Here is a 19128-nt window from a genome sequence, read left to right as displayed (position 1 = left end):
GGACGGCGCAGCGAACTCTACCGATGGCCTCGTGAAGGCGTTCACAAGAGCGGCAGCTCGACGTCGGGGCACGGCCAGGCGTCGCCGCGCCACGCCGCGTCCCAGAAGAGGTACTCGTAGCGCGCGCTGCGCAGGTACGCCCGTCCCATCGCCGCTCGCAGTGCAGGCCCGGCCGACTCGGCGAGCAGGTCGGCGAGTGCTTCGGCCTGCCGGACGGCGTCAGCGAAGGCCTCTGCGGCGTACGCCTCCACCCAGGTGCGGTAGCGGCCGTCGACCGGGACGAGGCGCTCGCAGGCGAGCCCGACGTCGAGGTAGACCCGGAAGCACGGCAGGACCGCGGCGATCCCGACCTCGACCGGCTCCAGGGCCGAAGCGGCGAGCAGCCAGGAGACGTACGCGGTGCACGTCGGCGTAGGCACGTGGGCGTCGAGCTCGGCCGGCCCGATGCCGCGCTCCCCGAGCATCTGCGCGTGCAGGGCGCGCTCGGCCTCCGCCGCCCCGACGGCAGCCGTGGCCAGCTGCGTGACGCCCGGCCCGCCGGGCAGCCGGCTCGCACAGCTCGTCAGCGCGCGGGCGTACTGCCCGAGGTAGGCGGAGTCGTCGAGCAGGTAGCGGTCGAAGACGGCAGGGTCGAGGCTCCCGTCGGAGAGCCCGCGCACGAACGGGTGCGCGAGGATCTCGTCCACGACGGGCTGGGCGGCGGCGCGCACCGCGGCGGACCAGCTCATGCGGCCCACCACCGGACGAAGTGGTGGACGGGGCCGTTGCCCGTGCCGACGTGCAGCTCGTCGGCGGCCTGCAACGCCTCGGTGAGGTAGTCCTTCGCCCGCTGCACCGACGCGCGCAACGGCACGCCCTGCGCCAACGACGCGGCGATCGCGGAGGACAGGGTGCATCCGGTGCCGTGCGTGTTGCTGGTGGCGACGCGCGCGGCGCTCAGCGCCAGCACACCCTCGGGATCGACGAGGACGTCGGTGCTCTCCGGGCCGGACAGGTGCCCACCCTTGACCAGGACAGCCGAAGCGCCCATCTGGCGAAGTGCGATTCCCGCATCGGTCATCGTGTCCGCCGTGGCCTCGGGGAGCCGGAGCAGGGTCGCCGCCTCCGGGAGGTTCGGCGTGAGGACGGTCGCGAGCGGCACCAGGAGGTCGCGGATGGCGTCCACCGTGGCGTCGTCGACGAGCCGGTCGCCGCTGGTCGCCACCATCACCGGGTCCACGACGACCTGCGGCACCGCGTGCCGGTCGAGCGCCTCCGCCACGGCGGCGACGACGTCGGGGCCGCCGAGCATGCCGATCTTCACTGCTCGGACGTCGAGGTCGTCCAGGACGGCGTCCAGCTGGGCCGTGACGAACTCGGCGGGGACCGGCAGCACGCCGCTGACCCCGCGGGTGCTCTGCGCGGTGAGCGCGGTGAGCACGGCGCCGCCGTACGCCCCCATCGCCGAGAACGCCTTGAGGTCGGCCTGGATGCCGGCCCCGCCCGAGGGGTCGGAGCCCGCGACCGACAGGACGACGGCCGCGGTCACCGCTCCCCCTCGGCCCGGCCGGCCAGGGCCGCGTCCACGGACTCGCGGATCGCTCGCGCCGCGGCGCGCGGGTCGGCGGCCGCCATCACCGCCGACACGACGGCGACGCCCGCGGCGCCGGCCGCGACGACCTCGCCGGCCCGCGCCGCGTCGATGCCGCCGATCCCGACCACCGGGAGGCGGTTGTTGCGGGCTGCCCGTGACACGGTGTCGAGGCCGATCCCCGGCCCGGCGTCGGACTTCGTCGCGGTCTCCCAGACCGGTCCGACGGCGACGTAGTCGAGCGCCTCCTCCTCGCCGGGCGCGAGGTCGCGCCCGGCATACGTGCTCACTCCGAGCGGCACGCCCGGCGCGAGCGCCGCCCGGGCGTCGACCGGCGCCACGTCCGTACGGCCCACGTGCAGCCCCGCCCCGACGGCCGCGGCCACGTCCATGCGGTCGTTGATCACGAGCGGGACTCCGGTCCCCGCGAGGACGGTCAGCAGGCGGCGCGCGACCGCCTCGAGGGCGGCCGGCCCGGCGGCCTTGTCGCGCAGCTGCACGATCGTCACGCCGCCCTCGACCGCCGCCGCCACGATGTGCTCGACCGGGCGGCTGCCACCGAGGCCGGGGTCGGTGACGAGGTAGACGCGCAGGTCGACGCTCACGCCGCCGCCCCCGTGAGGACGTGGACCGACGCCCCGTCGGCCAGGCCGGCAGCGTCGAGCGTGGAGAGCTCGTCGAGGAAGGCGACCCGCATCGACCCCGGCCCCCGGGCCTCGCGCCCGGCACGTGTCCCCGCGGCCGCGAAGACCGCGCACGCGGCCACCGCGGCCGCGAGCGGGTCGGGCTCGACCGCGCAGAACGCGGCCGTGACCGCCGTCAGCGAGCAGCCCACCGCCGTGATCCGCGGCAGCAACGGCGAGCCGCCCTCGACGCGGACCATCCGCTCGCCGTCGGTGACGACGTCCACCTTCCCGGTGCAGGCGACGACGCAGCCGCGCTGGGCGGCGAGCGCCCGGGCGGCCTCGACCGCGTCCTCGACCGCGTCGCCGGCGTCCACGCCCTTGCCCGACCCGCCCCGCGCGCCGGCGCCGGCGAGCGCGGCGAGCGCGAGCACCTCGCTCGCGTTGGCCCGGATCACCGACGGGCGGCGCGCCAGCAGGTCGGCGCTGAGCTCGTTGCGCAGCGCGGTCGCGCCGACCGCGACCGGGTCGAGGACCCAGGGCCGCCCCGCGGCGACGGCCGCGTCCGCCGCCATCGCCATGCCCTCGGCCCACCGCGGGGACGGGGTGCCGATGTTGACCGAGAGCGCCGCGGCGATCCCGGCGAACTCCGCCGCCTCGCTGGGGTCGTGGACCATCGCCGGCGACGCGCCGACCGCGAGCACGGCGTTCGCCGCGATGTCCATGGAGACGTAGTTGGTGATGCTCTGCACGAGCGGCCCGCGCGCGCGGACCGCCTCGAGCGCTCGCGCGACGTCCTGCAGGCCGTCGGCCTGTGCCGTCGGGGGCTGGGCGTTCATGACGTAGTTCCCTCCCGCCTGCGGGGAGAGCCAAGGGCGTGCCGGAAGCGGCGCGCGTCGGGCTCCCTGCGCCGGCATGACCCGGATCAGGTTCGGCGGGTGTTCTCTCAGCCCCGCGCTACGCGAAGGGCACCCCGGCCGACTGCTTGCGCGGCCACGCTACCCCCACCTGCCGGCCCGCGCGTGCGGCGCCGCCCCGTCGGCTTCCCGGCGACCCCCCGCGCAGTACGCGGACGCGCCCTCGCCCGCCGCGCGACTACCCGCGCGGGGCGAGGACCGGCCCGCCGGCCGCGTCCGCTGACGCGGGCGCGGGGACCGACCGGACGTCCCGCACCCGGCTCCGCTTGTGCGCGTAGAGGTCGGCGTCGGCGCGTACGAGCCAGCGGGAGAGGTCCTCGCCCCGCCACTGCGCGACGCCGGCGGTCCAGCGCGCGTCCGGCAGCGCGTCGCGCAGCCGCTGCAGGACCTCGCCCGAGCCGTCCTCGGTGATGCCGGGCATCAGCAGGACGAACTCGTCCCCGCCGTAGCGGCCCAGCACGTCGGTGCGCCGGACCGCCCCGCTCCAGGCGGTCGCGAGGCCGGCGAGTACGCGGTCGCCCACGGCGTGGCCGTCGCGGTCGTTCACGCCCTTGAAGTCGTCGAGGTCGAGCACGGCCAGGGTGAGCGGCTCGGCGTTGCGGGCCGCGGTGTGCATCACCCGCTCCGCCGCCGCGGCGAACGCGACCCGGTTGAGCAGCCCGGTCAGCTGGTCGCGGTCGGCCTGCCGGCGCAGCCGTTCCACGAGCGACTGCAGGACGAGCGCCACCCCGCCGACGGAGACCGCCACGAAGCCCCACGTCTGCAGGGCCGAGGGCGCGTCGCACACGCCGAGGCCGGCCGCGAAGCCGCCGCCCATGACGGCCAGGTGGGCGAGCGTTGCCCGGCGCGAGTGGAACCACGCGGTGAACAGGGCGATCCAGACGTAGCCGAACGCGGTCACGACCGTCCCGGCCGGAGTGGTCGAGCACGCGATGCAGACGCTGACCATGACCGTGACGAGGGCGAGAACGGTGTGGAGCACGGGGGTGGGGACGTGCTCGCTGCGCCAGCGCACGAGCGCCGAGATCGCCAGCCCGACGCTGCCGAGCGTGACGGCCAGGCCGGTGGGAGCGGTGGGGCTGAACGGCGCCGCGGCGTTGCCCAGGCAGACGAGGGCGGCGAACAGGCAAGCCTGCGCGAGCGTCCGCGCCTCGGCCGGCGCAGGACGGCTCCACCCCGTCGACGATCCCGACACCGCGACCATTCCCGTGACCGTCCGCCCCTCCGTCGTGCCATGTGGCCCACCGCGACAGCGGCATCCGGGGCCAGGACGCTCAACCGAGCGCGCACAGCCTAGAGCGAAGGGACCATGTCGCGGGAGCAGAGAGTGGCAAAAACTTCGCCGCCCGCGAAGGGCGGGGCCCGACCGGTCGCGAACGCAGCGCGGGGGAGCACGCCTTGTGGGCGTACTCCCCCGCGTTCCGCGGTCTTTCGCGCAGGTCAGCGAGCCGCGGAGCCCTCGGTGTAGTCGTCGTCCGACGACTTGACCCAGCTCATGAGCTTGCGCAACTCACGGCCGGTTGCCTCGATCGGGTGCTGCTCGCCCTGCGCGCGCAGCGCCTTGAACTCCGGCGCGCCGGCGTCCTGGTCGGCGATGAAGCGCGCCGCGAACGTGCCGTTCTGGATGTCGCCGAGAACGTCCTTCATGCGCTCCTTCACCGACGCGTCGATGACGCGCGGGCCGGAGACGTAGTCGCCGTACTCGGCGGTGTCCGAGACGGACCAGCGCTGCTTGGCGATGCCGCCCTCGTACATCAGGTCCACGATCAGCTTGAGCTCGTGCAGGCACTCGAAGTACGCGACCTCCGGCTGGTAGCCGGCCTCGGTCAGCACCTCGAACCCGGACTGCACCAGCGCGGAAACACCACCGCAGAGGACGGCCTGCTCACCGAACAGGTCGGTCTCGGTCTCCTCGGTGAAGGTGGTCTTGATGCCGCCGGCGCGCAGGCCGCCGATCGCCTTGGCGTAGGACAGCGCGAGCGCCCAGGCGTTGCCCGACGCGTCCTGCTCGACCGCGACGATGACCGGGACGCCGCGGCCCTCGGAGTACTCGCGCCGCACGAGGTGGCCAGGGCCCTTCGGGGCGACCATCGCGACGTCCACGCCCGCCGGGGGCTTGATGTAGCCGAACCGGATGTTGAAGCCGTGGCCGAAGAAGAGCGCGTCGCCGTCCTGCAGGTTCGGCTCGATCGCCTCGGCGTAGACGTGGCGCTGCACGTGGTCCGGCGTCAGCAGCATGATCAGGTCGGCCTCGGCGGCCGCCTCGGCCGGGGTCACGACGCGCAGGCCCTCGGCCTCGGCACGCTCGCGGCTCTTCGAGCCCTCGGGCAGGCCGACCCGGACGTCGACGCCGGAGTCGCGCAGGCTCAGCGCGTGCGCGTGGCCCTGGCTGCCGTAGCCGATGACGGCCACGACACGACCCTGGATGAGCGAGAGGTCGGCGTCGTCGTCATAGAAAAGCTCTGCTGCCACGAGAATCTCTTTCTGCTTCGTCGGAAGGGAATTGCTGCTGCGGGCGGTCAGGCGGAGCGCTCGACCGGACGGAGGGCGCGGTCGGTGATCGACCGGGATCCCCGGCCGACCGCGACCATGCCGGACTGCACGATCTCCTTGATGCCGAACGGCTCGAGGATGCGCAGGAACGCCGCCAGCTTGTCGGTGTTGCCGGTGGCCTCGATGGTGACGGCGTCGGTCGCGACGTCGACGACCTTGGCGCGGAACAGCTGCACGGTCTCCAGGACCGAGGACCTGGTCTGTGCGTCGGCCCGGACCTTGACCAGGAGCAGCTCGCGCTGCACCGAGCTCGACTGGTCCAGCTCGACGATCTTGACGACGTTCACGAGCTTGTTCAGCTGCTTCGTGACCTGCTCGAGCGGCAGCTCGTCGACGGCGACCACGATCGTCATCCGCGAGACGCCCGGCTGCTCGGTCGGCCCGACCGCGAGGGAGTCGATGTTGAAGCCGCGGCGGGAGAACAGGCCCGCGATCCGGGCGAGGACGCCGGGCTTGTCCTCGACGAGGACGCTCAACGTGTGCTTGCTCATCGCGGCTCCAGCTCCACTCCGGTCTCGCCCTCGTCGCGGTCCCAGATCGGAGCCATGCTCCGCGCGATCATGATGTCGTCGTTGCTCGTGCCGGCCGCGACCATCGGCCAGACCATCGCGTCCTGATGCACCACGAAGTCGACGACGACGGGCACGTCGTCGATCGCCATCGCCTTCTCGATCGTCGCGTCGACGCTGTCCGCCGACTCGCAGCGCAGACCGACGCAGCCGTACGCGTCAGCGAGCTTGACGAAGTCCGGGATCCGCCGGCTGTGCAGGTCGGTGTTGGAGTAGCGGCCGTTGTAGAACAGCGTCTGCCACTGGCGCACCATCCCGAGCGCGCCGTTGTTGATGATCGCGACCTTGATCGGAATGTTGTTGATCGCGCAGGTGGCCAGCTCCTGGTTGGTCATCTGGAAGCAGCCGTCGCCGTCGATCGCCCACACCGTGGCGTCGGGGCGGCCGACCTTCGCGCCCATCGCCGCCGGGACGGCGTAGCCCATGGTCCCGGCGCCGCCGGAGTTCAGCCAGGTGTTGGGGTTCTCGTAGTTGATGAACTGCGCGGCCCACATCTGGTGCTGGCCGACACCCGAAGCGTAGATCGCCTCCGGGCCGGCGATCCGACCGAGCTGCTGGATGACGTACTGCGGGGAGAGCGTGCCGTCCGCGGGGGTCTCGTAGCCGAGCGGGAAGGTCTCACGCCACTGGTTGACCTGGGACCACCAGGCCTCGATGTCGGGGCGACGGCCTGCGGCGGCCTCGGCCTCCAGCGTCGCGGCGAGGTCGGCGATCACGTCGCGGCAGTCGCCGACGATCGGGACGTCGGCCACACGGTTCTTGGAGATCTCGGCCGGGTCGATGTCGGCGTGGATGATCTTCGCGAGCGGCGCGAACGAGGAGAGCTGGCCCGTCACGCGGTCGTCGAAGCGGGTGCCGAGGGCGATGAGCAGGTCGGCCTTCTGCAGCGCGGTCACCGCGGCGACCGTGCCGTGCATGCCGGGCATGCCGAGGTGCGAGGGGTGGCTGTCGGGGAACGCCCCGCGCGCCATCAGCGTGGTGACGACCGGGATGCCGGTGAGGTCGGCGAGCCGGCGCAGCTCGGCCGCGGCGCGCGCCTTGATGACGCCGCCACCGACGTAGAGCACCGGGCGCCGGCTCTCCAGGATCAGCCGCGCGGCCTCGCGCACCTGCTTGGCGTGTGGCTTGCTGACCGGGCGGTAGCCCGGCAGGTCCATGGTCGGCGGCCAGCTGAAGGACGTACGCGACTGCAGCGCGTCCTTCGCCACGTCCACGAGCACCGGGCCGGGTCGGCCGGTGGACGCGATGTGGAACGCCTCGGCGATCGCCCGCGGGATCTCCGCCGGGTCGGTCACGAGGAAGTTGTGCTTGGTGATCGGCATCGTGATCCCGGAGATGTCCGCCTCCTGGAAGGCGTCCGTCCCGATCGCGCCGCTGGGGACCTGCCCCGTCACCGCGACGATCGGCACCGAGTCCATGTAGGCGTCGGCGATCGGCGTCACGAGGTTGGTCGCGCCCGGCCCGCTCGTCGCCATGCAGACGCCCACCCGGCCGGTGGCGACCGCGTAGCCCTCAGCCGCGTGGCCCGCGCCCTGCTCGTGGCGGACGAGGATGTGGCGGATCTTCTGGGAGTCGAACATGGGGTCGTACGCCGGCAGGATCGCGCCGCCGGGGATCCCGAAGACGGTGTCGACGCCTACCGACTCCAGCGATCGGATGAGGCTCTGTGCTCCGGTGAGCTGTTCCGAGGGCTCGGTCACTGCTCCACCTTCCATGCTGGGTCTGGCTGGGGCTGGGGGCATACGGCGGACGGGCTGCCGGTGCGAGAGCTACCTCGGGCCGGGGCAAACAAAAACCCCCCGGCCCGGGTGGGCGACGAGGGGTAGCGCGCTCGGCGGGAGATCAGCCGGCGCGCTGCACGAGTACGAGGAGCGAGAACTGCACAGAAGCATCGTGCCCCACGGGCGGCGACGGTGTCCACCCAGTCCGGATGATGAGACAGCCGTCCGAGAAGCGGGCACCCCGGCGTGGCTCGCCGCCACCGCCCCGTCCTCCCGCCGCGCCCGCCCGGGCGGCGAGCCCTCCACGGCGGCGGGGCTGTGGAGAACTCGCCACATGTGCATGATCACCGCGGAGGTGGGGGGCACGGCGGGCGAGGGGGGCACGGCGGAGGTGGCGGCCACGGCGCGGGAGGGGTCGTCAGTTGCAGACGGCGCCCTGGGCGGCGGACTTCACGAGCTTGGTGTACTTCGCGAGCACCCCGCGCGTGTAGACCGGCGGCAGCGGCTCCCAGCCCTCGGTGCGGGCCTCGAGCTCGGCCTCGTCGACGAGGATGTCGAGGGTCGCGTTCTCGACGTCGAGCCGGATCCGGTCGCCGTCGTGGACGTACGCGATGGGGCCGCCGTCCACCGCCTCCGGTGCGATGTGGCCGACGCAGAGGCCGGTCGTGCCGCCGGAGAAGCGCCCGTCGGTCATCAGCAGGACGTCCTTGCCGAGCCCGGCGCCCTTGATGGCGCCGGTGATCGCAAGCATCTCGCGCATGCCGGGGCCGCCCTTCGGGCCCTCGTAGCGGATGACGACGACGTCACCGGACTGGATGGTGCCGTCCTCGAGGGCGTCCATGGCGGCGCGCTCGCGCTCGAAGACGCGGGCCGTGCCCTCGAACACCGCGGTGTCGAAGCCTGCGGACTTCACCACGGCGCCCTCCGGGGCGAGCGAGCCGCGCAGGATCGTGATGCCGCCGGTCTTGTGGATCGGCTCGGACATCTTGCGGATGACCTCGCCGTCGGGGCCGGGGGCGTCGAGCTCGGCGAGGTTCTCGGCCATCGTCTTGCCGGTGACGGTCAGCGTGTCGCCGTCAAGCAGGCCGGCGTCGAGCAGCGTCTTGAGCACGACCGGGATGCCGCCGATGCGGTCGACGTCCACCATCACGTGGCGGCCGAAGGGCTTGAGGTCGCCGAGGTGCGGGACCTTCGCGCCGATGCGGGCGAAGTCGTCGAGGGTCAGGTCGACCTCGGCCTCGTTGGCGATCGCGAGCAGGTGCAGCACCGCGTTGGTCGAGCCGCCGAGCGCCATGACGACGGCGATCGCGTTCTCGAACGCGGGCTTGGTGAGGATCTGGCGAGCGGTGATGCCCTGGCGCAGCAGGTTCACGACGGCCTCGCCGGACTTGCGGGCGAACCCGTCGCGGCGCCGGTCGGTGGCGGGCGGCGCGGCCGAGCCGGGCAGCGACATGCCGAGCGCCTCGGCTGCCGCGGCCATCGTGTTGGCGGTGTACATGCCGCCGCAGGCGCCCTCGCCCGGGCAGATCGCGCGCTCGATCGCGTCCACGTCCTCGCGCGACATCAGGCCGCGAGCGCAGGCGCCGACCGCCTCGAACGCGTCGATGATCGTGACCTCGCGGTCCGAGCCGTCGGAGAGCTTCGCCCGGCCCGGCAGTATCGACCCGGCGTACAGGAAGACCGAGGCGAGGTCGAGGCGCGCCGCGCCCATGAGCATGCCGGGCAGCGACTTGTCGCAGCCGGCGAGCAGCACGGACCCGTCCAGGCGCTCGGCGCCGAACACGGTCTCGACAGAGTCGGCGATGACCTCGCGCGAGACGAGGGAGAAGTGCATCCCCTCGTGGCCCATCGAGATGCCGTCGGAGACGGAGATCGTGCCGAACTCCATCGGGAACCCGCCGCCGGCGTGCACGCCGTCCTTCGCGGCCTTCGCGAGCCGGTCGAGGGAGAGGTTGCAGGGCGTGATCTCGTTCCAGGACGAGGCGACGCCGATCTGCGGCTTGGCGAAGTCCTCGTCGCCCATGCCCACGGCGCGCAGCATCCCGCGCGACGCCGTGGCCTCGAGCCCGTCGGTGACTACGCGGCTGCGCGGCTTCAGGTCCGGCTGCGGGCGGGCTGCGGCGTCTGTCTCGGCTGTCACTGCAACATCCTGTCTCTCGCGGTGCCGGCGGCTTCGGCACCCGGACGATGTTACGTACGCGCGGAGGAGGACGGCGCGGACAGCCGCGTGGTGAGACGCGGGCGGCCGGACGCCGTGGCGCGGCGGGTCACCCCAGCCCGCCGAGCCAGGAGGGGTCGGGCGAGAGCGCCGGTCGAGGCGTCGGGCGCGCGCCGGTCCGGGGCGGGCCGACCGCGACCGTCACCGGCACCGGCACGTCGGCCGGGCCCGCGCTGCCCGCCGGCAGCCGGACGGACACCGACGCGGTGGAGGTGCCCTCGAGCGGCAGGATCCCGGCGCCGTTCCAGCCGGGCATCGACGACCAGGACAACCGCCCGCGGCCGCCGTTCTGGTGCGGGTCGACACGGCGGCCGGCCTCGGGCAGCCGCACGCCCGGCGGGCCGACGGCGAGCAGGGCCCGGCCGAAGACGGGCGTCGGGAGGATGACCGCCCACCCCGCCGCTCCCCCGCGGGCGGGCCGGACCGTCACGCGGGACCACTTGCCGCGCGGGGGCTGGTAGGCGACGACGCCGCGCCCGGCGGGCGGCCCGGGCTCGACGGCGAGCAGCGCCTTCGTGCCGGCGACCGTGCCGCCCCAGACGAGCACCGTCCCCGGCTCGTCGGCCAGCAGGCTCCGGGCCGCCTGGGCGACGGGGGACTCCGGCCGGCGCAGGGCGCTGGCGAGGTCTCCACGCAGCGGCCACCCGGCGACGGCAGGCACGCGCGGCCCCGCGGCATCCGGCACCGGCGGGTCGCCAGCAAGCTGCGCGGGCAGGTCAGCCACCGCGGCGACGAGCACGCCGAGAACGAGGACGGCGGCCGCCCGGCCGGCGAGCCGCCCAGTACGGGAGGGCTCACGCTCCTGGTCGGGCCCGGCGGCCAGCTCGTCGGCCAGCCACGGGTCGCCGTCCTCGCTCTCGTCGCGCACCGGGCCGATCGCGCCGGACGGAGGCCCGTCCTCCGGGAGCGGGCCCCGCCGCCGGCTCACGCGTCCACGGCGTCCGGAGGCCGCGCGGGCGTGGTGGCGGAGCTGGAGGGTGCGGGGGTGCCGGGCCGTGCGGTGGGGGCCGGCGCGGGCGCACCGGGAGCGGGTGCGCTCGCCGTCGGCTGGGGCGGCTGAGGGACCGTGGCACCCGGCTGCGGTGCGCCCGGCTGGGGAGTGGCGGGCGCAGGCGCCGCTGTCGGCGCGCCGGCCAGCCGCTGGCCGGTCAGCCCGGCGATAACCCGCGCGAAGGTCAGCCCGATGTCGTCCGAGGTCGAGATCGGGGTGACGTGCACGTCGGCGAGCTCGGGGCTCTGCAGCACCGGCGAGCGCTCCGGGCCCTTGGGGTTGAGCACCCAGGTCTGCGTGATGCCGGCGGCGTCGAGGGCGGCGGCCAGCGGCCCCGCCTCGTCCTGGAACTCCCCGTCGCTGATCGCCAGCAGCGCCGTCGAGGCGCAGGAGCGGCCGCCGAACGCCTGCCCCAGGGCGTCCGCCGCGGTCGTGGCCACCGTCTGGCCGGTGCCCACCGGGACCTCGCCGGGGGCTGCCGCCGGCGCGCTGCCGACCGGCGTCGGCGCCAGCGTCAGGAGCGCCTCGTCGGTGAACACCGCGAGCGCGACCTCGTCGTCGGCGGGCAGGTTCGCGCGCAGCCACGGGAGCAGCTCGTTCGTCGCCTCGCGCCGCAGCGGCTCGACCTGGTCCATCGAGGTGGAGGTGTCGCTGGCGATCGCGATGCAGAGCTTGCCGGCGAGCGCCCGCTCCCCCTCGAGGTAGGTCCCGCCGATCGCGCCCGACGCCGCGGCCTGCGGGGACGGGTCGTCCTCGAGCAGCTGCGGCACGCCCCAGCCGGCGAGCGCGGCCAGCGGGAGGAGCAGGAGCAGCCACGGCACCCTGCGGTCGCTGGGCAGCCCCGGGTAGCGGGCGCCCGGGAAGCTCGGCCGGGTCGGGATGCCCCGACGCCAGAGCGGCATCAGGCCCCCGTGTCCCGCTCGCCGGCCGCCGGGCGCTCGCTGCCCCGGTCCTCCGGCCTCGGCTGCGGACGCTCGGCCTTCGGCCGGCCGAGGTGGCCGCGGACGGTGCGCAGCAGCTCGGTGCGCAGGTCGATCACCTGGCCGTCCTCGACGGGGGGACGGCGCTCCTCCCAAGGCCGGGTGCTGCTGGCGGCCCGGCGCGGGCTGTCCTCGTCGCGCGAGGTCGGCATCGGAGCCTCGGGCGCCTGCAGGAGCTCCTCGACGGGCGCGGCGTAGACCGGCGCGCGCACCTCGGCGTAGTCGAAGAGAGCGCTGTCGTCAGGCGAGGCCTTGTAGGCGTCCAGCAGGCCCTTGACCCGGCCGAGCTGGCCGCGGGCGGCCCGCCAGTCCTGGTGCGCCTGGACCTGCGCCTGCCGCTTGCCCGAGAGCCGCTCGGCCTTCGCGTGCCGGCGCAGCGCGCCGGTCAGCCGGCGCTGCGCGGCCTGGTCTCGCCGCTCGGCGCGCTCGAACTCCTGCGCCTTCGGCGTCGCCTGGTAGGCCGCGAGGCCGGCCGCGCCCGCGAGCTCGGCGAGGACGAGGCCGCCGAACATCAGCGCGGACGAGAGCCGCGAGGTGCTGTCCGACAGCGGCTCGAAGGCGCCGACCGCCATGCCCTTGAGGCTCACGCCGACGACGAGGCCGATGGCTGCCAGGACGAGCGTCGGCAGCACCGCCCGCGCGAAGACCGCGCGCTTGCGCCGTCCCAGCCCCTCGACGTCGTCGGAACTGGCCGAGAGCCAGCCCGACACCAGCAGCTTGGTGCCGATGACGAAGACCGGCGCGAAGCCGATCGGCAGCAGGTAGGACTCCAGCGGCGGCACGTCGGCCACCGCGAGGATCTGGTTGATCGTGAAGTAGCTCGCGGCCATGAGCAGCGCGGTGAAGAACAGCGACGTGACCGGCCGCATGGGGCGGACGGCGGTCGGCGTGTCCAACAGCTGCTGCCTGCGCTCCTGCGCCTCCGCCGTCGCCCGCAGCAGCGCGAGCTCGGTGTGGGCGGCCGACTTGGCGGCGGTCGCGGCCCGGGTCAGCCGACGGATGTCCGGCTTGGTCAGCATCGAGCCGTGGATGCTGCGCCCGAGCCCGCCGGCCAGCCGGATGGCGGCCGACTTGGTCAGGGCGGGCTGCCCTGTCGGCTCCTCCTTGCGGAGCCGGCCCTCGAGCGGGCCGGTGGACGGGCGCCCGTCCGGCGGCGCGAAGCCCCGCGGGTCGTACGTGCTGCGATCGCCCCTGCTGCGGGCCGTGCCGTCGTCGCTCACGAGGCGGTCCTCCGACGTAGGAGTTGGGGTGAGGGGCGGTGCTGGACGTGCAGGGTCAGACGTAGGACTGGCTCGAGACCTCGGGGGCCGGGGCACCGGAGCCGCGCAGCCACTCCGACCACTGGTCGATCGTCTTCACAGTGCGCTCGGTGGTCCACGGGGCGCCGTCCACCGCACCGATGCCGTGCATCTCCACGGTCGCGAACGCCGACAGGTCGACCTCGACCGACTGCTCCGGGAGCCCGGCGCCGTCGGTCAGCATGACGACGTCGCGCGGCGTCCCCTCGGGGGCCAGCGGCGTGCTCTGGGCGACGGCGAGCCACCCGCCGACGATGCTCGTGCCGGGCGCGGAGGGCGCGGGCTGGGCGCGCGCGGCGGTCAGCTGGGACCACACGAGCTGTGCGGCCTCCTGCGTGACGTAGCGCTGCTTCTGCGCCAGCGCGGCCTCGTTGTTGTGCGCCGGCAGCAGGTTCGCGCAGGCGAAGACGGTCTGCGCCCCGGACGCGGTGCCGGTGAAGGTGATGACGCGCAGCGCGCGGGACTGCTCGACCGCGTCGGCGACGACCGCCTCGACCTGCGGGCGGATGCGCGCCTCGGCCGACGCGGAGTTCCAGTAGGACCCGGACTGGTCGATGGCGACGGTGATCTCGCCCTTCGCCGCCTCGTCGGTCTTGAGCAGCGGCTCCAGCGTGTCCGGGCACGCCCCCGTGGGCCCGGAAGGCGCAGAGGGCGCGGCCGTGTCGTCGGCCGCGTCCGAGCTCCCGCACGCGGCGGTGGCGAGCCCGGCCAGCAGCACCAGGGGCAAGCCTCGGTGCTTGAGGATCATGCAGGGACCTCCGAGGTCGACGCGGAACGATCTCTTCGGGAGCCGTCGGACGGGCACAGGCCCTGACCAGGCTACGTCGCGCGAGCGACACCTGCCCTTTCCCCGATCGGCTGGTGCTCGACAGTCGCCGCGACCGTCGAAAGCGGGCAGAAAGCGGGAACGCCGCAACCCCCGCCGTTCGTCGCTCAACCGGAGGCGTCGCCGCCAGGGCCGCGACGGCGCGCGTGCCTGCGCACCTGCTCGTCGAGGCGGGCCGAGTGGGCACCGTGCCAATAGACCCGCGCGCACTCCACACACCGGACGAAGACTTCCTGCGTCCGCTGCGTTCCCGGCTCGAGGCGGTCGACCACGTCGGCCTTGGCCACAGGCTCGAGCCGGCCGTTGCAGACGGTGCAGCGGGTGTAGGGCGCGACCGGCAGCTCGAACCGGTCGAGCACGTCCTCGAGCTGGTCGTCCGGGCGGGCACCGCGCACGTACGCCGCCCGCCGCAGCGCCCGTCGCCGCAGCAGCCCGCGGTCCTGCGTCAGCAGCAGCCGGTCCTCGGCCGCCGCCCGCTCGACCAGCTGCGGGTCGCTCGCGTCGTTGGCGTACGCGGTGTCGACCCCGAGCAGCCGGAGCCGGCGCGCCAGCGCGCCCAGGTGCACGTCGAGGAGCAGCGTGGGCGGGCCGTCGAGCGGTTGCGGCCGGGGCCGGGCGCGGACCTCCACCTCGTCGTCCGGGCCCAGCCGCCGCCCGGCCGGTACGCGCGCGCCCGCGACCTGCAGCTCCCCCACCTCGGTCAGCGGCACGCCCGCGGCCTGCACCGCGTGCCCGACCGACGCGGTGGGGTCGGCGTGCACGTCGACGTCCACGGCCCCCGCCCGCGACCGCGCGGGCAGGAAGAGCCGGAGCGGGGCGTCGACGAGAAGCCGGGCCACGCGGCCTCAGTACTCCCCGGTGATCACGTTGCGCAGCGGCTCGCCGGCCGCCCAGCGCGCGAGCTGGTCCGCGACGAGCGCGCGGGCCCGCGGCCCCATCGCGGCCGTCCCGCCACCCACGTGCGGCGTGAGCAGCAGTCCGGGGGCCGTCCACAGTGGATGCCCCTCCGGCAGCGGCTCGGGGTCGGTGACGTCGAGCGCCGCCCGCAGCCGGCGCGAAGCCAGCTCATTGAGCAGCGCACCGGTGTCGACGACCGCGCCCCGAGCGACGTTCACGAGCAGCGCGCCGTCCTTCATCCGCGCGAGCAGCTGCGCGTCGACGAGCCCGCGGGTGGCCGCGGTGAGCGGGACGAGCACGAGGACGACGTCGGCGCGCGGGAGCAGCTCCGGCAGCTGCTCCAGCGCGGCGACGCCGGGCCGGGCCCGTCGGGCGACGCGCAGCACCTCGACCTCGAACCCCGCCAGCCGGCGCTCGACCGCCTCGCCGATCGCGCCGTACCCGAGGATGAGGACTGTGCTGTCGGCGAGGCCCACGGTCGACGTCGGCGTCCACCGCCCGGCCTGCTGGGCCTGCACGTAGGCGGGCAGGTCGCGCTGCGCCGCGAGCATCAGCGCGACCGCGAGCTCAGCCGTGGACGCGTCGTGGACGCCCTTGGCGTTGCAGAGGGTCACGCCGTCGGGCACCAGGCCGAGAACGCCTTCGACGCCGGCGCTGAGCGTCTGCAGCACGCGCAGCCGCGGCATGCGCTCCAGCAGCGACATCCCTTCGGGGCCGCGGCCGTACGGCGGGACGTAGAACTCGACGTCCTCCACGCCCGGCGGGGGCGGGCCGTCGGCGTCCCACACCGCGGCGTCGACCCCTGCGGGGACGTCCACGCCGGCCAGGCTCAGCAGCGCGCGCATGGAGGGCGACGCTACCCAGCGGGCGTGCGGGCGGTACGCGCCGCCGCTCGGTTGCGGCACCGGAAGCGCCGGGTACACGCTCGGGCATGGGCTTCTCGCACTCCGGGCGCACGCCGCTCGCGCTGACCCTCGCGGTCGGGCTCGCCACGCCGCTCACCGCGGCCGGTCCGGCGGCGGCGTCCCCGGCGCGCCCGGCGGCGGTGGCCGCGTCCGCCACGGTGACCGGCACCCTTGCGACCGGGCTCGACAGCCCCTGGGGGCTGGCCTTCCTGCCGGACCGGTCGGCCGTCGTCTCCTCGCGCGACGACGGCACCATCTGGCGGGTCCCGCGCGGCGGCGGTACGCCTCGCCGGATCGGGTCGGTGCCCGGCTCGGTCCATGACGGCGAGGGCGGGCTGCTCGGGCTCGCGCTGCACCCGCGATACCCCGCCCAGCCCTGGCTGTACGCCTACACGACCACCGCGTCGGACAACCGCATCGTGCGGATGCGCTTCGACGGCAGCAGCCTCGGCACCACGCAGGTGGTGCTCAGAGGCATCGCCAAGGCGGGCAGCCACAACGGCGGACGGATCGCCTTCGGCCCCGACGGGATGCTCTACGCGGGCACCGGTGACGCAGGGGTGCCGTCGAGATCGCAGAACCGCAGTTCACTGAACGGCAAGATCCTGCGGATAACGCCGACGGGGAAGGTGCCTGCCGGCAACCCTTTCCGCGGTTCCCTGGTCTGGAGCCTCGGGCACCGCAACGTGCAGGGCCTGGCCTGGGACTCCGGAGGCCGGATGTGGGCATCGGAGTTCGGGCAGAACACCTGGGACGAGCTCAATCGGATCGTCAAGGGCCGCAACTACGGGTGGCCGACCGTGGAGGGGAAGGCCGGTCGCGGCGGGTTCACGGACCCCGTGGTCCAGTGGAGCCCCGCCGTCGCCTCGCCCTCGGGGATCGCCGTGGCCGGCGGCGCGGTGTGGGTCGCCTCGTTGCGCGGCCAGCGCCTCTGGCGGGTCCCCGTGGGCGGCGGCAGGGCACAGGCCTACTTTTCGAACCGGTACGGGCGCCTGCGCGCCGTCGCGGTCGCCGCCGACGGCAGGCTGTGGCTGATGACCAACAACACCGACGGGCGCGTGGAGCCCCAGTCCGGGGACGACCGGCTGCTGCGCGTGAAGGTTTCGTGACCTTTCTCGCAGTGTGGGGGGCGGGGCGGGGCGGGTACGCGCGCTCCATGAGCCGACGCCGCCACGACGTACGTGCATCGACCGCCCTCGCCGCCCTCGCCCTCGTGCTGTCCGCGTGCAGCGGCTCCGACGACGACGAGACGGCCGCGCCGCCGCCACCGGCGGAGTCGACTGCCCCCGTCGCCCCGTCGACGCCGGCCGAGAGCGAGCCCTCCGACACACCGGCGACGCCGACGACACCGGCCGTCGGGCCGGACGCGCGGGCACGCGTAACCGAGACGCTGGCGACCGGGCTGGACACCCCGTGGGGCATCGCGTTCCTCCCGGACGGCTCGGCGCTGGTATCGCTGCGCGACAGCGGGCGCATCGTGCGCGTGCCGGCCGAGGGCGGGGGCGCGGAGCCGGTGGGCGAGGTCGCGGCCGCGAGCGCGGAGGGGACGCAGGAGGGCGGGCTGCTCGGCATCGCCCTGCACCCTGACTATCCGAGCGAGCCGTGGCTCTACGCCTACTACACCGCCGGCAGCGAGAACCAGCTGGCCCGCATGCGCTACGACGGCGGCGCGCTCGGCCGTCCGCAGGTGCTGCTCGACGACGTGGACGCGGCGGCCTTCCACAACGGCGGCCGCATCGGGTTCGGCCCGGACGGCATGCTCTACGTCGCCACGGGCGACGGCACCGACCGCGAGAGCGCCCAGGACGACAACGACCTCAACGGCAAGATCCTGCGCCTGACCCCGGAGGGCGAGGCGGCCCCCGACAACCCGACGAGCGGATCGCCGGTCTACAGCACCGGCCACCGCAACATCGAGGGCATCGCCTGGGACGAGTCCGGCCAGCTCTGGGCCAGCGAGTTCGGCGACCAGCAGTGGGACGAGCTCAACCGGATCGAGCCGGGGGCGAACTACGGCTGGCCGCAGCAGGAGGGCGAGGGCGGCGGCAGCGGGCTGGTCGACCCGGTCGTCCAGTGGTCGACCGACGAGGCCTCCCCCGCTGGCGTGGCGATCGTGGGCGGGGCGGCGTACGTCGCCGCTCTGCGCGGGGAGCGGCTCTGGCAGGTGCCGCTGGACGGCGGGGAGCCCAGGGCCCTCTTCACCGGCGACTACGGCCGGCTGCGCACGGTCGCGCTCGCGCCCGACGGCAGCCTCTGGCTCACGACGAGCAACAAGGACGGCCGGGGCGACCCGGCGGGCAACGACGACCGGGTCCTGCGCGTCACGCTGTCCTGACGGCAGGATGGGCCGGGTGACCGAGACCGCCGCCCCCGCCTCGCACTTCGTCGCCCTGCTCGGAGAGCAGGTGCGCAACGAGTTCACCGCCAGCCAGCAGTACGTCGCGATCGCCGTGTGGTTCGACGCGCACGACCTGCCGCGGCTCGCTGCCCACTTCTACCGGCAGGCCGGCGAGGAGCGGAACCACGCGATGATGATGGTCCGCTACATGCTCGACCGCGACATCCCCGTCGCGATCCCCGGCGTCGACCCGGTCGTGAACTCGTTCTCCGAGCCGCGCGAGCCCGTCTCGCTCGCGCTCGAGCAGGAGAAGGCCGTGACGGGGCAGATCGAGACGCTGTTCAAGGCCGCGCGCGCCGAGGGCGACGTCATCGGCGAGCAGTTCATGCAGTGGTTCCTCAAGGAACAGGTCGAGGAGGTCGCCTCCATGTCGACGCTACTCACGATCGCGGACCGGGCCGGCGACGACTGGTTCAAGATCGAGGACTTCCTCGCCCGCGAGGCCGTGGGCGACGGAGGTGTGGACGCGGACGCGCCGCCGGTCGCGGGGGCGGCCGCCGGCGCCTGACGGTCGCAGGGGCGGCCACCGGCGCCTGACGGTCGCGGGGGCGGCCGCCGGCGCCTGACGGTCGCTCCCCGGCCCCGACGCTCGCCACCGCGCGGCGACCCGACACTCGCCTCCACGCAACTGAAGGCCGCCCGAGGGCCCGCCCCGCCCCGCT

At 74.6% G+C, this 19128-nt stretch carries 18 protein-coding genes and 1 riboswitch; of the genes, 3 read left to right on the top strand and 15 right to left on the bottom strand.

From position 1 onward, the window contains the following. Positions 1-41: 41 nt before the first annotated feature. The 15 genes from G9H71_RS23505 to G9H71_RS06755 form a co-directional block, all read right to left on the bottom strand. Positions 42-728 (bottom strand): TenA family protein, encoded by a 687-nt coding sequence (locus tag G9H71_RS23505; RefSeq protein WP_166279958.1) that lies wholly within the window; start codon positions 726-728, stop codon positions 42-44. Next, a complete protein-coding gene (gene thiD, locus G9H71_RS06820; RefSeq protein WP_166279956.1) occupies positions 725-1528 on the bottom strand; it encodes a bifunctional hydroxymethylpyrimidine kinase/phosphomethylpyrimidine kinase in 804 nt (267 codons plus the stop codon). Before thiD ends, G9H71_RS23505 begins: the two co-directional genes overlap by 4 nt. Further along, on the bottom strand, positions 1525-2175 hold the full coding sequence (thiE, locus tag G9H71_RS06815; RefSeq protein WP_166279954.1) for a thiamine phosphate synthase: 651 nt from the start codon (positions 2173-2175) through the stop codon (positions 1525-1527). Before thiE ends, thiD begins: the two co-directional genes overlap by 4 nt. Continuing rightward, entirely contained in the window at positions 2172-3032 is an 861-nt protein-coding gene (thiM, locus tag G9H71_RS06810) for a hydroxyethylthiazole kinase (RefSeq protein WP_166279952.1), read from the bottom strand. Before thiM ends, thiE begins: the two co-directional genes overlap by 4 nt. Positions 3033-3077: 45 nt before the next feature. After that, positions 3078-3179: riboswitch (TPP riboswitch) on the bottom strand. A gap of 109 nt (positions 3180-3288) precedes the next feature. Then, a complete protein-coding gene (locus G9H71_RS06805) occupies positions 3289-4314 on the bottom strand; it encodes a GGDEF domain-containing protein (protein ID WP_166279950.1) in 1026 nt (341 codons plus the stop codon). 236 nt (positions 4315-4550) lie between these two features. After that, entirely contained in the window at positions 4551-5582 is a 1032-nt protein-coding gene (gene ilvC / locus G9H71_RS06800) for a ketol-acid reductoisomerase (RefSeq protein WP_166279948.1), read from the bottom strand. A 47-nt stretch (positions 5583-5629) separates the two neighbouring features. Then, on the bottom strand, positions 5630-6154 hold the full coding sequence (ilvN, locus tag G9H71_RS06795) for an acetolactate synthase small subunit (RefSeq protein ID WP_166279946.1): 525 nt from the start codon (positions 6152-6154) through the stop codon (positions 5630-5632). After that, entirely contained in the window at positions 6151-7947 is a 1797-nt protein-coding gene (locus G9H71_RS06790; protein WP_166279944.1) for an acetolactate synthase large subunit, read from the bottom strand. The genes ilvN and G9H71_RS06790 overlap by 4 nt, the downstream gene beginning before the upstream one ends. Before the next feature lie 424 nt (positions 7948-8371). Further along, positions 8372-10093, bottom strand: coding sequence for a dihydroxy-acid dehydratase (gene ilvD, locus G9H71_RS06785; RefSeq protein ID WP_166279942.1), 1722 nt, complete (start codon positions 10091-10093; stop codon positions 8372-8374). 127 nt (positions 10094-10220) lie between these two features. Beyond that, positions 10221-11099: a hypothetical protein gene (locus tag G9H71_RS06780; RefSeq protein WP_166279940.1), complete on the bottom strand. Its 879-nt coding sequence runs from the start codon at positions 11097-11099 to the stop codon at positions 10221-10223. After that, complete coding sequence (locus G9H71_RS06775; protein WP_166279938.1) at positions 11096-12064, bottom strand: vWA domain-containing protein; 969 nt, start codon at positions 12062-12064, stop codon at positions 11096-11098. The genes G9H71_RS06780 and G9H71_RS06775 overlap by 4 nt, the downstream gene beginning before the upstream one ends. Next, positions 12064-13362, bottom strand: coding sequence for a hypothetical protein (locus G9H71_RS06770; RefSeq protein WP_166279936.1), 1299 nt, complete (start codon positions 13360-13362; stop codon positions 12064-12066). The genes G9H71_RS06775 and G9H71_RS06770 overlap by 1 nt, the downstream gene beginning before the upstream one ends. Before the next feature lie 55 nt (positions 13363-13417). Continuing rightward, a complete protein-coding gene (locus G9H71_RS06765; RefSeq protein ID WP_166279934.1) occupies positions 13418-14188 on the bottom strand; it encodes a hypothetical protein in 771 nt (256 codons plus the stop codon). A 185-nt stretch (positions 14189-14373) separates the two neighbouring features. Beyond that, positions 14374-15105: a Mut7-C RNAse domain-containing protein gene (locus tag G9H71_RS24945; protein WP_166279932.1), complete on the bottom strand. Its 732-nt coding sequence runs from the start codon at positions 15103-15105 to the stop codon at positions 14374-14376. A 6-nt stretch (positions 15106-15111) separates the two neighbouring features. Then, on the bottom strand, positions 15112-16008 hold the full coding sequence (locus G9H71_RS06755) for a 2-hydroxyacid dehydrogenase (protein WP_166279930.1): 897 nt from the start codon (positions 16006-16008) through the stop codon (positions 15112-15114). 86 nt (positions 16009-16094) lie between these two features. Here G9H71_RS06755 and G9H71_RS06750 point away from each other — a divergent pair, with 86 nt between their 5' ends. Genes G9H71_RS06750 through G9H71_RS06740 form a run of 3 tightly spaced genes read left to right on the top strand, consistent with a single transcriptional unit; the run spans position 16095 to position 18974 of the window. Then, the gene (locus G9H71_RS06750) at positions 16095-17177 is read left to right on the top strand and encodes a PQQ-dependent sugar dehydrogenase (RefSeq protein WP_166279928.1); all 1083 of its coding nucleotides are present in this window, start codon (positions 16095-16097) and stop codon (positions 17175-17177) included. Positions 17178-17224: 47 nt separating this feature from the next. Beyond that, positions 17225-18403: a PQQ-dependent sugar dehydrogenase gene (locus G9H71_RS06745; RefSeq protein WP_166279926.1), complete on the top strand. Its 1179-nt coding sequence runs from the start codon at positions 17225-17227 to the stop codon at positions 18401-18403. A 7-nt stretch (positions 18404-18410) separates the two neighbouring features. Further along, the gene (locus G9H71_RS06740; protein WP_196791745.1) at positions 18411-18974 is read left to right on the top strand and encodes a ferritin; all 564 of its coding nucleotides are present in this window, start codon (positions 18411-18413) and stop codon (positions 18972-18974) included. Positions 18975-19128: the final 154 nt, after the last annotated feature.

Origin of the sequence: Motilibacter deserti (assembly GCF_011250635.1) — a bacterium.
GTDB classification, from domain to species: Bacteria; Actinomycetota; Actinomycetes; order Motilibacterales; family Motilibacteraceae; genus Motilibacter_A; species Motilibacter_A deserti.
The sequence above is the reverse complement of the archived record's forward strand: the minus strand, read 5'-3'. Positions and strand labels throughout refer to the sequence as shown.

Coding starts and splice junctions, on each gene's coding strand:
- G9H71_RS23505 (WP_166279958.1), bottom strand. CDS start 728: ATGAGCTGGTCCGCCGCGGTGCGCGCCGCCGCCCAGCCCGTCGTGGAC.
- thiM (WP_166279952.1), bottom strand. CDS start 3,032: ATGAACGCCCAGCCCCCGACGGCACAGGCCGACGGCCTGCAGGACGTC.
- G9H71_RS06805 (WP_166279950.1), bottom strand. CDS start 4,314: ATGGTCGCGGTGTCGGGATCGTCGACGGGGTGGAGCCGTCCTGCGCCG.
- ilvN (WP_166279946.1), bottom strand. CDS start 6,154: ATGAGCAAGCACACGTTGAGCGTCCTCGTCGAGGACAAGCCCGGCGTC.
- G9H71_RS06790 (WP_166279944.1), bottom strand. CDS start 7,947: ATGGAAGGTGGAGCAGTGACCGAGCCCTCGGAACAGCTCACCGGAGCA.
- G9H71_RS06775 (WP_166279938.1), bottom strand. CDS start 12,064: ATGCCGCTCTGGCGTCGGGGCATCCCGACCCGGCCGAGCTTCCCGGGC.
- G9H71_RS06765 (WP_166279934.1), bottom strand. CDS start 14,188: ATGATCCTCAAGCACCGAGGCTTGCCCCTGGTGCTGCTGGCCGGGCTC.
- G9H71_RS06755 (WP_166279930.1), bottom strand. CDS start 16,008: ATGCGCGCGCTGCTGAGCCTGGCCGGCGTGGACGTCCCCGCAGGGGTC.
- G9H71_RS06750 (WP_166279928.1), top strand. CDS start 16,095: ATGGGCTTCTCGCACTCCGGGCGCACGCCGCTCGCGCTGACCCTCGCG.
- G9H71_RS06745 (WP_166279926.1), top strand. CDS start 17,225: ATGAGCCGACGCCGCCACGACGTACGTGCATCGACCGCCCTCGCCGCC.
- G9H71_RS06740 (WP_196791745.1), top strand. CDS start 18,411: ATGGGCCGGGTGACCGAGACCGCCGCCCCCGCCTCGCACTTCGTCGCC.